Raw genomic sequence first — 15,752 nt, 5'->3', positions numbered from 1 at the left:
CGGTTGGAAACCTTGCCAACAGTTAAGCGATGTTGCAGGAACCCGTTCAACTGTTGCCAAAATTGGAAATTGTTGGCAAAGTTTTCACTTTCATTGTGGAGTTTTCTCACCATCAAAAAAATACCCAAACCAAAGCCTACACTTCAATTTGGGTATTCCAAATTCATTCAAATCTCAAAAATCCCACTTCTTACAGCGAAGCGGTCTTGCTTCTCACTTCCCTATTTCGCATAAATCGCTACCTCTCCAATAAAAGAAGTCGCCGTATCCATCGTCACCCGCACATATCGGCTCGTCACATTCACCACATGCGCATTCCAAATACCATTGTAGCGAAGGTCATCCACAAACAGCGGAGTCCAATTGCCAGGCTCACCAATCGAAATCGTACAATCACCAGTATTGACCGAATCGTAGAGGTAAATTTTGGTCAAGTCGTATTCTGCACCGAGGTCAATGTAAGCCGAAGAAACCGAGCCGTTTGAAATCCAAATAGTCGTTGGAGCAGTCGTGCTACCGAGGTCGGGGTTCCCGACTAATGCCTGTTCGTCCACCAATCTTTCAGACTGTCCCACACCCGTTTCAATCGTCACCATTGAAGGAGTCAAAGCAATTTGTTCCTCCAAAGTATAGCGTTTTGGAATCGCTCCAACGCCATCGTTCACCAACACAAAAACAGGACGCTCGCTTACATCAACGCTCACATTGCCGCTATTGATGGTCAAGGCCGTTTCCGTACCATCTCTATCCCCTTCCGCCATTTCCACCAAAACCGCTTGATTCTCACCACCTGCCAAAGATAAATCGTAGTCCTCCACTATTGTGCCATCCGCAGTAGGTGACCAAACTACATAAGCAGCATCGCCGTCAGGATGTGTAAATTTGTAAATTAGCACATTGGGATTTCCAGAAGTCACCTCACTATCGAAGGTCATGCCCGTCAATCGGTTTTTCATGGTATAAACGTAGTACCATGAAGGTTTTGCAGCCCACTGATTGGCAGGACTTTGGGTTAGACCCGAACTTTGGAAAATCGTATTGTCGGCAGCATTCACATCTCTAAGCATAAACATTTGCGCTTTGTCAATGCCCGCCGCTGCAATCGCCAAATACGAGCGCACCAACCATTGACCCTGTACCTCCTCATTCGAGTAGCCCGCAATTTGAGGCGCACGTTGAGCGGAAGTAGGGTTGGTATCGTAGCCAAATTCACTCAGCCAAATTTCCTTGCCAGGCATATACTTGTTTCGGTAAGTAACAAACTCCTCCAATCTTTCCTTCAATCTATCCTCCTCTGGTGAAACGCCTGTAGTTGAATTGGCGTGCTGTTTGCCAGCATCGTTGCAGTAGTGGTGCAAATTGATTACATCAAAAGGAACAGAACCGCCTCGGTATTCATCCGCCCACAATTTGATGGCCTTCACATAGTCCAAATTCAAACTTGTAATCCCCGCCATTGGCATTTTTGCGCTTGGATCGGCATTTTTTACACCTACGGTTGTACCCATTGCGCTTTGATGTCCGTCGTAGTCTGCGCTGCTCATTGCCGCATAGTCATAAGGAGTGAAATACACATTTTCGTCCTTCCAAAATGCATCAGGTTCGTTCCAATGCTCAAAATATTGAATCGTTCCCAAGCCGCTTACCACAGGTTGGTCCGCCTTTAACTTCAACAATCCATCATTTACCGCATTGTTGCCATATCTGGCTACATACTGATACATATGATCTGCATGTTCGATGTATGAAAATGGATCTTCGGAATCATCGCCTACATCATGTGGACGGGTCAATATTTCGTTGAAAGGTGGGTTTAGCCAATGTGCGCTACCTGTCACAGAAGGCGTATTGAGCAAGCCCATATTTTGGATATTTTCATAAAAACGGTCAAAATTCCAGTTTGAGACATAGCTCGGATTGAAGGCGTTTTCATTGGCAGGGTAGCCAGGGTAAGTATTGTCCAGATTCCCTTCATCCCAACGCCATTGATGGTATTCTCGCACTGTACTCGTTGCTTGCATTCTCCCCAATGGATCGTTGATAAAAGCATTCAACCCCATCAAGTCGTCCATTGCTGCAAAAGCGTGAGGTGTTTCAACGGTTTCATCTACTTCAATGGCTTCGGTGGCCGTTCCGTAGAGGACAATTTCTGACATGCGGGTTTGTGAATTGTGGAGTTTGACCCTGATGTATCGGGTTGTTACAGGCGTGCCTGTGGTCAAATCGTGCTCACTCCAAACGTTTTCTCCTTCCAAATCATCGGTCAGCAAAGGTGTCCAATTGAAGGGAGTTCCTACTTCAATAGAAATAGAACCCGTCGTCGTTTCGGCATAATCGTCGTACAAGAATATTTGAGATAATTCGTGTTCTGCCCCCAAGTCAATGTAGGCATACACAGGGTAAAACCACGGATTGACTCCTGCTGTCCAAAACAATTGTGGACTACCCGTTTCTTCTTCAATGGGTTCTCCTGCCTCTACTTGTTCATCCACCAAAAACCGAGCATCGCCCAAGGCCGATTCGTTTAGAATCATATCGGGAGATAAACCGATTCTGCGAATGTTTCCTCCAATGATTTCATCTGTTTTTGCAGTAACGATGTTGGAAAGGTCCGAAATATTGTGGTTTTCGTCTAAGGACTGAATCGCAAAATAATAGGTAGTTGCGGCCCAAAGTCCTTCAATGTGAGCAGTTTGCTGTGTACCAGCTATTGCAGGAGCAGGCATTGCCTCCCATTCTTTTGCCTCATAAAAGTTTTTGGGTGTGATGGGTTTTGGGCTGTATCTAAGGTTATATACTTTAGAATTTCCTGTATTTTCATCATCTCCTACCGATGTCCAAGTCACATCTACTGCATTTGCACCGTCAGCAGTTGCAGTCAAATCGGTGATTGCAGCAGGTGGAGTTGTATCTATATTGGTCAAATCGACTGGATAACCATAAGCTATCAGTTCATTTACATTTGCACTTGGGTCGGATTTGCTGATTCGAAGGTAACGGGTATTGACAAACACATTGTGTTGATTCCAAGAAAAAAAGCCTGAAAGATTGTCGGTAAACAATTCTGTCCAATGGCCAGAATAACCATACCAAACAGTCATCGGGGCTTGTCCGCCGACATCCCTCAAAAATAGTTTGGTGACAATATAAGGTTCGCCCAAATCAATATAAGCGTGAATTGGATAGGGTACATCGTTGTTAAACGGTGTAGTCCAAGTCGTTGCAGGACTTCCCCCGGGACTTGTTGCAGGTTCACCTGACAGAGCTTGCTCATCTACCAAATTACTGGCATCGCCGTATTTGGTTTCGTTTGTGATCATTGAAGGAAAAAGCGGTATTTTACTTTCTGTTTCGAGGTCTTCTGTATCAATGCAAATCACATTGGATATATCCGAAATATTCGGTACTTCATCCCATGTTTTCATCGCAAAACAAATGGTAGTATTGGGCGGCAACTGATTGACCGTCATGGATTGTATTAAACCATTCTCTATTGGAATAGGCTCTCCTTCAATGGTTATCGCACGAAAAAAGGTGTTTGGAGTGATGTTTTCCAGACTCATGCGTATGTCGTAAATACGTGCTGTTCCAGTGTGATTGTCATCACCTACACTTGTCCATTGAAGAGTTGCAGAAGTGGCAGTGATATTGGTTGCTGTCAAATCAATAATTGCAGCAGGAGGTGTTTCGTCTGTATCGGTAGTGGTAAGCGTGGAAACAACATTGGAAATACTACTGGTATAAGTCATTTCATCCGTCGTTTTCATTGCAAAATAATAGGTAGTGCTTTGCATCAAATTGTAAACAACTACACTTTCACTACTTCCTGCCATGGCGGGAGTTGGTGCTTCTGTTGGTGTAGCATCTTCAAAGTTTTCGGAGGTAATCGGGGTAGTGCTGTACCGAATGTCGTACTCTGCTGCTGTTCCTGTATTTTCATCATCTCCTGGTGCTGTCCACTGTAAAGTTGCAAAAGTGGAGGAAGGTATAACCGATAAATCTACTATATTGGCGGGTGGACCTGGGTCTAAACCTGCTGCCGAACCATACAAAACGATTTCACGGGTATTGGAATTAACGCCTGCTCTGGTGAATCGGAGGTAACGGGTTTCAACATGTGTTTGTATATTTTTCCAAGTAAACAACTTGTCTAAAACAACCGTTGTCAATTCTTGCCAGTTTCCGGGTGTACCATATTCGATAATGAAATCGTCGGTGCCTGTGATGTCAAATAAATAAATAGCATCAATTAAAAAGGTCTGTTTCAAATCTATGTATGCACTTGCAGGATGGTGAAAGGGTTCTGCACCAGGATACCACAAGGTATTTGCTCCTCCGCTGTTGTTGTTGGCAGGGTCACCCGCCAATTCTGCTTCATCAAATAGAAGTTGGGCATTACCATAGCCCGATTCATTGACCACTTCATTGATGTCCACAGGAATGATGAATTGATTGTTGGTCAATACATCCAAAGTTGTGCCTGTTGCGATATTGGAGATCTCAGAAATCAAGTTATCTTCGTTGGCACTTTTAATCGCAAAATAATAGAGTGTATTGGATAAAAGATTGTTGAGGGTAAAAGTTTCGGTTTCACCACCATTTGCAGGTGTTGGTAAATTGTTTGCAGCTGTTGCCGCTTCAAAGTTGGCTTCATTGATAGGGGCAGTGCTGTACCGTAGTTCATAGCTCGTAGGTGCGCTTTCGCCTGCATTGTTTGGAACAGTCCACTTCAATTGAAGTGAATAGGGTGTGGGCAGTGAAGTGCTTAAATCTGCAATGGCATCGGGTGCTGTAACTTCAGGATTTTCCTCATAACCATACAATACGATTTCTGCTACATTCGATCCTCCGCTGCTGCGACTAACCCTCAAATATTGCGTCTTAATCTGTGTATCGTGTTGGTTCCATGTTTGATAAGTAGGCATAGGGTCTGTAAAAAGTGGAATCCAATTGCTCGGGCTACCGTAAGAAATGGTCACATTGCCCGCATTGTAGGTGTCAAATAAAAATATGGAAGTCAATACATATTCTTTACCTAAATCCACGTAAGCATGAGCAGGATAGTCGGCTGGATTCCAGCCCGTAAACCACAAGTTATTTGGTGTACCTCCTGCATTATTGATAGGGTCGCCAGAGGTTTCTTGTTCATCTGCCAATTTTCCTGCATCTCCCAAACCCGATTCGTTGATGACCATTGAAGGGTTGATAGGAATTTTGAAGGAAGGAAGGGGGATAAATGTGCTTTCGTCTGTTGTAGCCGCCAAAATATTGGAGAGTGGAGAAGTATTTCCTGTTTCATCGCTGCTTTTGAGGGCAAAGTAATAGGTGGTATTTGGAGGTAAGTTGTCCAACATTGCTGTTTCGGTTGTACCTGCGATAGAAGGGGGTGAAGTAGTGATAGGAATTGCCGCATCAAAATTATTGTTGTCAATTGGGTTTGGACTGTACCGCAAATCGTAGGTGCTTGCCGTTCCTGTATTGCCATCATTGCCTGGGGCAGTCCATTGAAGGGCGATGGTGTTTTCGGTGATGTCGGAAATAATTAGATTGCTAACGGCGGCTGGTGGAATGGCATCTATATCGTTTTCAACTGGATAACCATATAAGACAACTTCACTAACATTGGCTCCTGCGGTTGTTCGTCTAAATCTAAGGTATTGGGTTTGCACATCTACATTGTGTTCTTTCCACTTGCCAAATTTTTTCAAATCGTCTGTTAGTAAGAGCGTCCAATTGCCGGGGCTGCCATATTCGACTTCAAAATTCCCACTGTTGTTGTAATCTCGCAAATAAACTTGGCTAATTTGGTGCAATTCGCCTAAGTCAATGTAAGCGTTTGCAGGGTGAGAAGAGGGATTCCAGTTGGTGAACCAAGTAGTTGTTGGATTTCCTCCTGCATTGTTGGTGGGATCTCCTGCAATGGCTTGTTCATCTACCAACAAACCTGGATTGCCGATTGCCATTTCATTGGTCATCATAGAGGGTTCGAGTACCAATTTTTGAGGGATGGGTGCTGGGGGTAAGGGAATACTTCCATAAATCACGATTTCTGAAAAAATTGCACCTGCACTTTCACGGGTAATTCGCACGTATTGGGTTTGGGCATTGACACTTTGTCCACGCCATTTGAGGTATTTATTGAGGTTGAAAGATGCCAAAGGTAGCCAACTGCCAGGGCTGCCGTATTCTATGATGAGGTTGCCACTACTGTTTAGATCAAATACGTAAATATCGGTCAAATCGTACAAGGCTCCCAAGTCTATATAAGTACTTGCGGGATATGTATTGGGATTAAAGCCTGTGTACCAAGTGCTAAAGGGTTGTCCACCTGCATTGTTGGCAGGATCTCCTGCAATGGCTTGTTCGTCCACAATTTGAGTGGCATTGCCTACACCTGACTCATTGGTAATCATGTCGGTGGTGAGTGGAATCAGGGTTTGAGCAGAGACAAGACCTCCTTGTATGAGAAAGGTAATTATTATAGTAACCTTCAAAAGTTTTGAAAACTTTTGAAGGTTGTATTTTTTTTGAAGTAGCGGGGTTAGGAAGGCACTGAAAAATTTTATGTTGAGTAGCGTTTTAGCTTTCATGTTGGTTAGATTTCTAAAATATTAAGTGTACAAAAGGTTTGGTTTTTTTGGAAAAAATGGTTTCAGGCATAGCCTTATTCAATTGCTACTTGTTGTGTATAGCTGATAGTTTCGCCTTCGAGCTGCAATATGTAGTTACCCGCAGGGAAAAAACCAACCTCGATATTGATTCTATCTCCCGCACTTTGGGAAATATCTTGGGTAAATACAACTTGTCCTGATGTGTTGTAGAGGTTGATGTATTGAAGTGGCTTCAAGGGTAGATTAACAAAGAAAATATCTTTGGTGGGATTGGGGAAAGCACGCAGCACATAGTCGTCTACGGTTTGTGTCACTGCTTCAATATCTGTGCTTAATGCTTCAAAACGAATTGAATGAATCTGGATTTTCCCTGCAAATTTTTCTCCTGGTGCTGCATAAAATAGCAAATACAAAGAGTTGTTTTTGTCTATTGTTTGCTCAAAACTTTGGCTATAGTCGTAGCTAAGTATCATTCGTTCATCGGCTACTTCGATGTTTTGGGTAAGAGGGTATTCATGCTGAGTGTCGTACAAATCGACTCGGAGAGGGAGGGTACGGTTAGCAGATAATTCAACGGTGACTTTGGGGTATTGGTAAATGTCTATTTCGCCCAGGTCAAGGGTGAAGGATTCCCATGGAAATTTGTTGATAGATACCTCTAAATCTTGGTCTTCAATGGTTTTGAACTGAAAATTGTCATTGCCATACCATTGCAGTTGGGCAACTTCTTGAATGTCTATAATTTGGGCGTTTGTTATTTGAATCCCAAATAGACATAAGAACATGAGTAATAGTTTTAAATTCATGGTATTGAGTTGTAAGTCGTTAATTATTAAGTAATTTGAGGAGTAGGGTATGTATATAGAGTTGCATTAGCAACGGAAATTACTTCACAATTAATAGATCTGGGAGGGGTATGTGAAAGAGGAGGGTTAATTTTATCTTTATGGTAATATTGAAGAACACACACAAAAACCATTCCTTTTTTATTGCATTTTTGTGACAATTCTAATATGTGTGCTTCTCAATCAAAAAATCAATTGGAAGAAGCGAGGTAAACACATTATTTTTAGTAAACTATTGATTATGAAAATTTTCGCAATGTCTTTTCATTCATTGAAGATTTATTTTACACACAGGGTAATGCTCATTTGGGTGTTTTATTCCGAGTGCATTTGTGTATGTTTTAAAACAAAAACCCTCTGTTGGATTTTTAAGAATCCAACAGAGGGTTTGTTTGTGTTTTGCTGTATTTTGGTAGAGGGGGCATCGTTTAATGCCCTAGAATTAATGGTAATCCACTATCGCCTGATCCTACTACAACTACTTTTGCGTTGGGAGAATTTGCAAGTTCAAGGGTAGCTTCAATGCCTTTTTCTTGAAGGATTTTGTCGGTCAAACTTTCGCTGATGATGCGGTTGGCTTCGGCTTTACCCGTTGCTTCAATTTTACGACGTTCTGCTTCCTTCGTTTCTTTTTCTAACCTAAATTGATATTGTTCTTTTTCTTGTTCCTGCACTAATTTGGTTTGAATAGCATCTTCGATGGTCTTTGGGAGTTTGATAGAACGGATGTTAACTGCTTCCAATCGAAGGTATTTTTTTTGCAGTTGAGTACGAACGATTTCTTCAATTTCTTCACGTACAGCATCTCGTTTGTTAGAGTAGAGTTCTTCGGGGGTATATTTTCCCATGACTTCTCTAGCGGCCGAGCGCACTACATCTTTCAAGACAATATTCTCATATTCTTTCCCAATTTCATTGTGTAGGTAGCCAATTTTATCACCAACGGGGTGAAAGCGAGCAGAAACATCTACTTCAATGGGTAGTCCATCACTTGAAAGTACGTCCATTTGTTCTTCCTTGATTTTCTCACGTACATCATAGACAATCATTTCGTTCCATGGCGCAACGACGTGAAAACCTTGTCCATATACTTCATCTTTGGTATTGTCCAATCCACCACCAAATTTTTTGAATAAGATGCCTTTTTCTCCTGCTTTGATGGTGATGAAGGTGCTATTTGTAAAGAGTAATAATATAACGAATACAATTACCCCTATTATGGCGTATTTTATAAACTGTTTTTGAGGATCCATAGTAATGTTTATTTATTTTGAATGTAAAATGCAGGTTGATTGTAAATAGCTTATCTGAGTTAAAGTTAGAATGCTATTTACTTTAAACTTTCTTCTATTGTAGAGCTAACAAAAAAAGGTAGTTGAAGGTTGATATCTTCAACTACCTTTTGCTAGTATCGTAGATTTAGAAATGGAAAAGGCAGATATTAGTGTGCCATTTTCGCCATGAATTGTATGTACATCAACCGAATATCTTCTTCGGTATATTCATCATCGTCTAGTTCGGTCATGGCATCCTTGATGGAAGGGTTTTCTGTTTCCATGAAATAATCAAACAATTCTTCTTGTTGTCCTTCATCCAGAATATTGTTGATATGGTATTTCAGGTCTAATTTAGTTCCTGCATCCACCATTTTTTCGATTTCAATGAGCAAGTCCTCCATATTGAGATTCAAGTGATCTGCAATTGCATCTAATGGAATCCGCTTGTCAATGTTTTGGATGATGTAGATTTTATCCTTCGATTTACTGCCCGTTGTTTTGACCACAAAATCATTGGCACGTTCAATTTCGTTTTCTTCTACATATTTGTCAATCAGTTTCAAAAACTCTCGACCATATTTAGCAGCTTTCCCACGACTTACGCCTGTGATGTTTTCCAGTTCCTCTTTCTTGATGGGATAATACGTTGCCATTTCTTCGAGTGAACGGTCTTGAAAAATGACATAGGTAGGAATGCCTTTTTGCTTGGCAACTTTCTTACGAAGGTCTTTCAGCATTTTGATAAGCACAGGGTCAAGAACACTTGTAGTATTATGAGAATCGTTTTCAGATATCATTGAATTGACATTCTCATAATTGTGATTGACCGCTATTTTGATAGAAAAAGGTTTTTTAATAAAATTGTGTCCCTTTTCTGTTATTTTGAGCAAACCATAATTTTCGATGTCTTTTCGCAGCAAGTTGTTGAGCAATGCTTGGGTAATGACCGAATTCCAAAATGTTTGATCATGGTCTTTTCCTTTATTGAAGCTCGGAAGTTCGTCATGTTTGAAGTTGATGAGTTCTTGTGCTTTGCTGCCCATCAGAAAGTCAATGATGTATTTACTTGGATAATTTTCTTGCAGCTCAGAAGTAGCATTGAGCATGAGTTTCATCAAGTCTTTGACTTCATGCTTCTCTTTTGGATTTCGGCAATTGTCGCACATTCCCTTACACTCTTCTGTGTTGTATTCCTCACCAAAATAATGCAAAAGATATTGTCGGCGGCAACCTGCTGATTCGGCATAACCAATGACTTCAGATAAATGTTGGCCTCCAATTTCCCGTTCTGCCACGGGTTTGTCCCGCATGAATTTCTCCAATTTGGTCATGTCTGCATAATTGAAGAAACCAATGCATTGTCCCTCCATATCATCTCTACCTGCACGACCTGTTTCTTGGTAGTAGTTTTCAAGGCTTTTGGGCATGTTGAAGTGAATCACAAAACGGACATCGGGCTTATCAATACCCATTCCAAAAGCAATCGTTGCAACAATCACATGAATGTCTTCCTGCAAAAATTGGTCTTGTCTTTCGGAGCGTGTAGCAGAGTCTAAACCTGCATGGTAGGCACCTGCTTTGATACCATTGGCGATTAAGCTTTCTGCAATTTCTTCAGTCGTTTTTCGATTCAGGCAGTAGATGATGCCTGATTTGGGATCATCACTTTTGATAAATTGGATGATTTGTCTTAGAACTTCCTCTTTTTTTCCTTTAGGACGTACCTCATAATACAAATTGTCACGATTAAAAGAAGCAATATAAGTGTATGGTTCTTTCAATCGAAGGTTTTTCATGATGTCCGTTCGAACCTTTGGAGTAGCGGTAGCTGTTAAGGCTACAATAGGTACACTACTATCAATGGCATCCACCATTTCACGAATACGACGGTACTCAGGCCTGAAATCATGACCCCATTCCGAGATACAATGCGCTTCGTCCACTGCTACAAAAGATATTTTTATTTGCTTGAAAAAAGCAATGGTATCCTCTTTGGTAAGGGTTTCGGGAGCTACATACAACATTTTAGTATCCCCATTTAGTAGATCTTCCTTCACTTTTTTGAGTTGGCTTCTACTGAGAGAAGAGTTCATAAAGTGTGCGATGCTGTCTATACTACTATAACCTCGCATCATATCTACCTGATTTTTCATCAAAGCAATCAACGGAGAGATGATAAGGGCTGTTCCTTCACTCATAATGGCAGGTAGTTGATAACAAAGAGACTTTCCTCCACCTGTAGGCATAATAACCAACGTGTCTCTGCCATCTAAAATATTTTGAATAATGTATTCTTGGTTGTCTTTGAATGAGTCGAAGCCAAAATACTCTGATAATGCCTGCTGCAATCTGTCTGCTACTACTACTGCTTCCATAGTTGGGCAATTGAATAATTTAATTCTTTAATTAATGTGTTTTCTGTTCAAAACAAAAAGTGAAATTACTGCAAAAACTGCAATCATCCAAATAACTCATAAAATCATTTGAAGTGCAGATAAGCCAAACAACGGTATAGAGACTTTGTTCTTTGGCAAAACTTTGCGGACTTGTATTGCTTTTAAAAACTAAAAAATGGGTACTGTTTATAGTTTTCTTAAATTTACGAATATTTTATTGTAAAGCAAAAAATCACCTCATTGAATAAGTTACTTAACGAAAAAATTAACAGAATTGCTATACGCACCCTTGAAATTGAGGCGCAAGCCATCGAAACATTGAAGGGTTTTGTTGAAGAAAATTTTTACCAGAGCGTTCAAACCATTTTAGCCACCGAGGGAAGAGTTGTTTTTACAGGTGTCGGAAAGAGTGCAATTGTTGCCCAAAAAATAGTGGCTACCTTCAATTCGACTGGTACGCCTGCTTTGTTTATGCATGCAGCAGATGCCATCCACGGTGATTTGGGAATGATCCGAAAAGGGGATGTGGTGATTTGCCTCTCCAAAAGTGGCGAAACTGCCGAGATTAAAGTGCTGATTCCTTTGCTTAAAAACGTGGGTAGTATTTTGATTGCTTTGGTAGGAAATATGCAGTCTTACCTTGCCCAACAGGTCGATTTTGCTATTAATACAACAGTCCAACAAGAAGCCTGTCCTCATAACCTCGCTCCAACGGCTAGCACCGCTGCCCAAATGGCAATGGGAGATGCTCTGGCGGTTTGTATTTTGGAGTTGAGGGGTTTTAGCACCGAAGATTTTGCCCGATTTCATCCAGGTGGAGCTTTGGGAAAACAACTTTATCTGCGTGTATCGGATGTATATGCCCAAAATACTCCTCCAAAAGTGCTTCATACGGCAGATATTAAATCCGTTATCATCGAAATCAGCTCAAAAATGTTGGGTGCAACTGCTGTTGTAAATGAACAAGACGTATTGATGGGGGTAATTACAGATGGTGACTTGCGGCGCACACTTCAAAAATATACCTCGCTTGGTGAACTCACGGCTCAAGACATTATGACGCTGCATCCGAAAACGATTGAAAAAGAAGCAATGGCAGTCGAAGCAATGGAACGAATGAAACAACACAAAATCACACAATTGGTAGTTGTTGAAGCAGGTCAGTATGTGGGTATTGTACATATCCACGATTTAATTCGAGAAGGACTGGTTTAGAAAACAGACTAAGGTATCATATTTGTACGAGTTTAAACAAATCTAACTTGTTTTGAGTTGAACCTATTAAGTGCGTATTTTTTAGCATATAAATTATTTTTTTCAACTCACTTATCTTCTAAAACAAACAATTCCAATGGATAACAATAATTTTTATGTGGCAATCATGGCTGGTGGTATCGGCAGTCGTTTTTGGCCTCAAAGTCGAGTACACCGTCCTAAACAGTTTTTGGATATTTTGGGAACAGGAAAAACCCTCATTCAAATGACCTATGAGCGATTTGCCAAAATTGTTCCTGAAGACCATATCTACATTATTACAGGTGAAATGTATGTGGAGGAAATGAAAAAACAACTGCCTACTATTCAAGATTTTCAAATAGTGGCAGAACCTGCTCGAAGAAACACTGGGCCTTGTGTCGCCTATATTGCCTATAAATTGGCTGCCATCAATCCCAATGCGACTTTTATTGTAGCACCTTCGGATCATTTGATTCTTGAAGCAGATGCTTTTGCAGCGCATATTCACAAGGCACTAAATTTTGCAGCCAATAAAGATGCTTTGGTGACTTTGGGGATCAAGCCACACCGCCCTGATACGGGTTATGGCTATATTCAATACGATGAAGATAAGCAAGTTGACGAACTGTATAAAGTGAAAACATTTACCGAAAAACCAAATCTGGAGCTTGCAGAGGCATTTTTGAAGAGTGGAGATTTTTTGTGGAATTCAGGTATTTTTATTTGGCATGTACAGCATATCATTGCTTCTTTCCGAAATTATGCATCTGAGATCAATGAATTGTTTGAAGTCGGAGTAAAAGAGGCGGTTTACAATACAGACAAAGAAACGGATTTTGTCCATAAAACCTATTCTCTCTGCAAAAACATTTCGATTGACTATGCCGTTATGGAACACGCTGAAAATGTGTATGTTTTGCCTTCAAGTTTTGGTTGGAATGACTTAGGAACGTGGACTTCGCTTTGGGAAAATCACGACAAGGATTACTTCGGCAATGCCGTAGAGGGCGAGAATGTAATGCTATATGATACCCAAAATTGTGTGGTGATGGCTCCTAATCAGAAAATGGTGGTATTGCAGGGAGTGAAAGGCTTATGTGTAGTAGATACGGAAGATGTATTGATGATTTGTAAGATGAAGGATGAGCAAAAAATCAAACAAATCAATGCGGATATTAAAGACACAAAAGGAACACTGTATTTGTAAACGGTGAATATTTGACGCAGGAAGATGAACAGTTATGGGTAATAGATTTTATGGTGAAGACTTTTGAAGTTTTTTTTAAGAAAATGCCTGAATCTTCAGAATTCTTCGACTTTTTTGGAATAAACTTGAAAGGCTACTACCGCCAAAATCTTTGGTAAACTAAAAGAATTCATTTCTAAAATTATTGATTTTGAAAAGTATATGTGTTTTTTGTGGCTCCAATGCAGGAACTAAGCCTGAATATATAGAGGCAGCCAAGCAATTTGGATATTTATTAGTTGAAAACAATATCCGCCTCATTTTTGGGGGCGGCAATGTGGGTTTAATGGGCATCATTGCAGATGCAGTGCTTGAAAAAGGAGGAGAGGCAATTGGGGTAATTCCTCATTTTTTGATGGATAAAGAAGTAGGCCATACAGGTTTGACCGAAATGAAACTGGTCAAAACCATGCACCAGCGTAAGGAGTTGATGGCAGACTTATCGGATGCTTTTATCACCATGCCTGGCGGAATCGGAACGATGGAGGAGTTTTTCGAGATTTTCACTTGGGGACAATTGGGTTTGCATCCCAAACCCTTTGGCATCTTGAATGTGGGAGGATATTATGACCACTTATTGGCTTTCTTTGAAAACATGGTACAAGAGCGATTTTTGAGCAAAAGTAACTATGAAATGTTGCATGCTTCTCCCAAGCCTGATGTTTTATTGAAGCAATTGCTCAATTATCAACCCATTGCAGAGCAAGAAAAATGGTTGGATAGGACAAGGACTTAAATTACTGAACAATCGCAGTAACTTCAATCTCTACTACTAAATTTTCATCCACCAATTTCGAGATTTCTAACATCGTAGCAGTAGGACGAATGTCATGGAAGAATTCACTGTGCGCTCGTCCGACCCCCTCCGAATACCCAATATCCGTCACAAACATTCGAGTACGAACCACATCTTGAAGCCCCGCTCCGGCTTCTTTTAGGGCAGTTTCTATTTTCTGAAAAATGAATTTGGTTTGTTCGTACGCATCTTTTGGAGCAATCACCGTTTCGCCGTCCAAAGCAGTCGTGCCAGCCACTTCAATGATGTTGCCGACTCTTACAGCTCTCGAATAACCAACTATGCTTTCCCATTTCGTATTAGAAGATATATTTTGTCGTTTCATTTACTTGATAACTAAAGTTTTGAGAAACCAATAATCCGTCAATAAATTTAGCAACCACTATTCAATGTTTTACTTCAATTTCGCCTCCTCCGCTTTTTCCAAGGCTATTTCCTTTTTCTGAACACTAGCCGAAATAAAAATGCTCATTTCATAGAGCATATAGACAGGCAATCCGACCAACAATTGCGAAACCACATCCGGCGGGGTAATGATGGCGGACAAAAGCAAAATAGCTACAAAAGCGTGTTTGCGGTATTCACGCATACTTTCGGGCGTAGCAATACCGACTTTGGAGAGAAAATACACGACCATCGGCAATTCAAACATTACCCCCGCTGCCAAAACCAAAGTAGCTATCAATGAAACATAATCCGTTAATCCCCAAGTATTGGTAACCTCCTCGCTCACCGAATAACTCGCAAAAAAGTTAAGCGAAAAAGGACACAACACAAAATAACCAAACCCAACACCTATCAAAAACAAGAGCGAACTAATGAATACAATTCCTCTGGTATATTTTTTTTCATTGTCGTACAAAGCTGGCGCAATAAATTTCCACATCTCATAAAAAATATAGGGAAAACCAAGAATCAGTCCCAAGACTATTGACACCTTGATATGGGATAAAAACTGCGCCATGGGTTCTACTACAATAATCTTGAAAGGCTGTGGAGAAAAACACAAACTTTCTCCCATGCCAAAGTAGTGTGAAGCCTTGCAAAGTGCTGAATAAGTAGGAAACCAAGCCTCTTTGGGGCCAAATAGTAAGGTGTCAAAAATGAAACTTTTGGCAAGAAATGCGAGAACAGCAAAAACACAAATTGCCACCAATGAGCGTGCAATATGCCACCGCAGTTCTTCCAAGTGTTCGATAAAAGACATTTCTGCTTGTTTGCTCATATAATGCTATATTGTTAAAACGGTCATAGTAAAGTAAACCCTGCACTTTATTTTCATAAAAACATTAGTAACTTGCATCTTTTTAGGAACGATAAGAAATGAACAACGAAACTGTGTTTT

Annotated in this window: 9 protein-coding genes; 3 read left to right on the top strand and 6 right to left on the bottom strand. The window is 40.7% G+C overall.

Translation table 11 applies throughout. The features are described 5' to 3' along the window. Positions 1 to 221: 221 nt before the first annotated feature. The 4 genes from R3E32_18865 to recQ all read right to left on the bottom strand — a co-directional run bounded on the left by R3E32_18865 (position 222) and on the right by recQ (position 11,108). Positions 222 to 6,590 (bottom strand): fibronectin type III domain-containing protein, encoded by a 6,369-nt coding sequence (locus tag R3E32_18865; protein ID MEZ4886797.1) that lies wholly within the window; start codon positions 6,588 to 6,590, stop codon positions 222 to 224. Between the two features lie 74 nt (positions 6,591 to 6,664). Continuing rightward, positions 6,665 to 7,396, bottom strand: coding sequence for a T9SS type A sorting domain-containing protein (locus R3E32_18860; protein MEZ4886796.1), 732 nt, complete (start codon positions 7,394 to 7,396; stop codon positions 6,665 to 6,667). Positions 7,397 to 7,884: 488 nt separating this feature from the next. After that, entirely contained in the window at positions 7,885 to 8,709 is an 825-nt protein-coding gene (locus tag R3E32_18855) for a prohibitin family protein (protein MEZ4886795.1), read from the bottom strand. Between the two features lie 188 nt (positions 8,710 to 8,897). Continuing rightward, positions 8,898 to 11,108 carry a DNA helicase RecQ gene (gene recQ, locus R3E32_18850; protein ID MEZ4886794.1) on the bottom strand — a complete coding sequence of 737 codons (2,211 nt, stop codon included), beginning with the start codon at positions 11,106 to 11,108 and terminating at the stop codon, positions 8,898 to 8,900. 261 nt (positions 11,109 to 11,369) lie between these two features. Between recQ and R3E32_18845 the strand changes: the two genes are divergently transcribed. From R3E32_18845 to R3E32_18835, 3 genes are all read left to right on the top strand, one after another. After that, the gene (locus R3E32_18845; protein ID MEZ4886793.1) at positions 11,370 to 12,344 is read left to right on the top strand and encodes a KpsF/GutQ family sugar-phosphate isomerase; all 975 of its coding nucleotides are present in this window, start codon (positions 11,370 to 11,372) and stop codon (positions 12,342 to 12,344) included. 136 nt (positions 12,345 to 12,480) lie between these two features. Beyond that, positions 12,481 to 13,572 (top strand): mannose-1-phosphate guanylyltransferase, encoded by a 1,092-nt coding sequence (locus R3E32_18840; GenBank protein MEZ4886792.1) that lies wholly within the window; start codon positions 12,481 to 12,483, stop codon positions 13,570 to 13,572. A 190-nt stretch (positions 13,573 to 13,762) separates the two neighbouring features. Then, positions 13,763 to 14,347: a TIGR00730 family Rossman fold protein gene (locus R3E32_18835; GenBank protein ID MEZ4886791.1), complete on the top strand. Its 585-nt coding sequence runs from the start codon at positions 13,763 to 13,765 to the stop codon at positions 14,345 to 14,347. Position 14,348: 1 nt separating this feature from the next. Here the strand turns inward: R3E32_18835 and R3E32_18830 are convergent, their stop codons facing one another. Next, positions 14,349 to 14,732: a RidA family protein gene (locus R3E32_18830; GenBank protein MEZ4886790.1), complete on the bottom strand. Its 384-nt coding sequence runs from the start codon at positions 14,730 to 14,732 to the stop codon at positions 14,349 to 14,351. 69 nt (positions 14,733 to 14,801) lie between these two features. After that, positions 14,802 to 15,632, bottom strand: coding sequence for a twin-arginine translocase subunit TatC (gene tatC / locus R3E32_18825; protein MEZ4886789.1), 831 nt, complete (start codon positions 15,630 to 15,632; stop codon positions 14,802 to 14,804). Positions 15,633 to 15,752: the final 120 nt, after the last annotated feature.

The organism is Chitinophagales bacterium (assembly GCA_041392475.1).
GTDB lineage: Bacteria > Bacteroidota > Bacteroidia > Chitinophagales > UBA2359 > JAUHXA01.
This window is presented reverse-complemented; position numbering and strand designations above follow the sequence as displayed.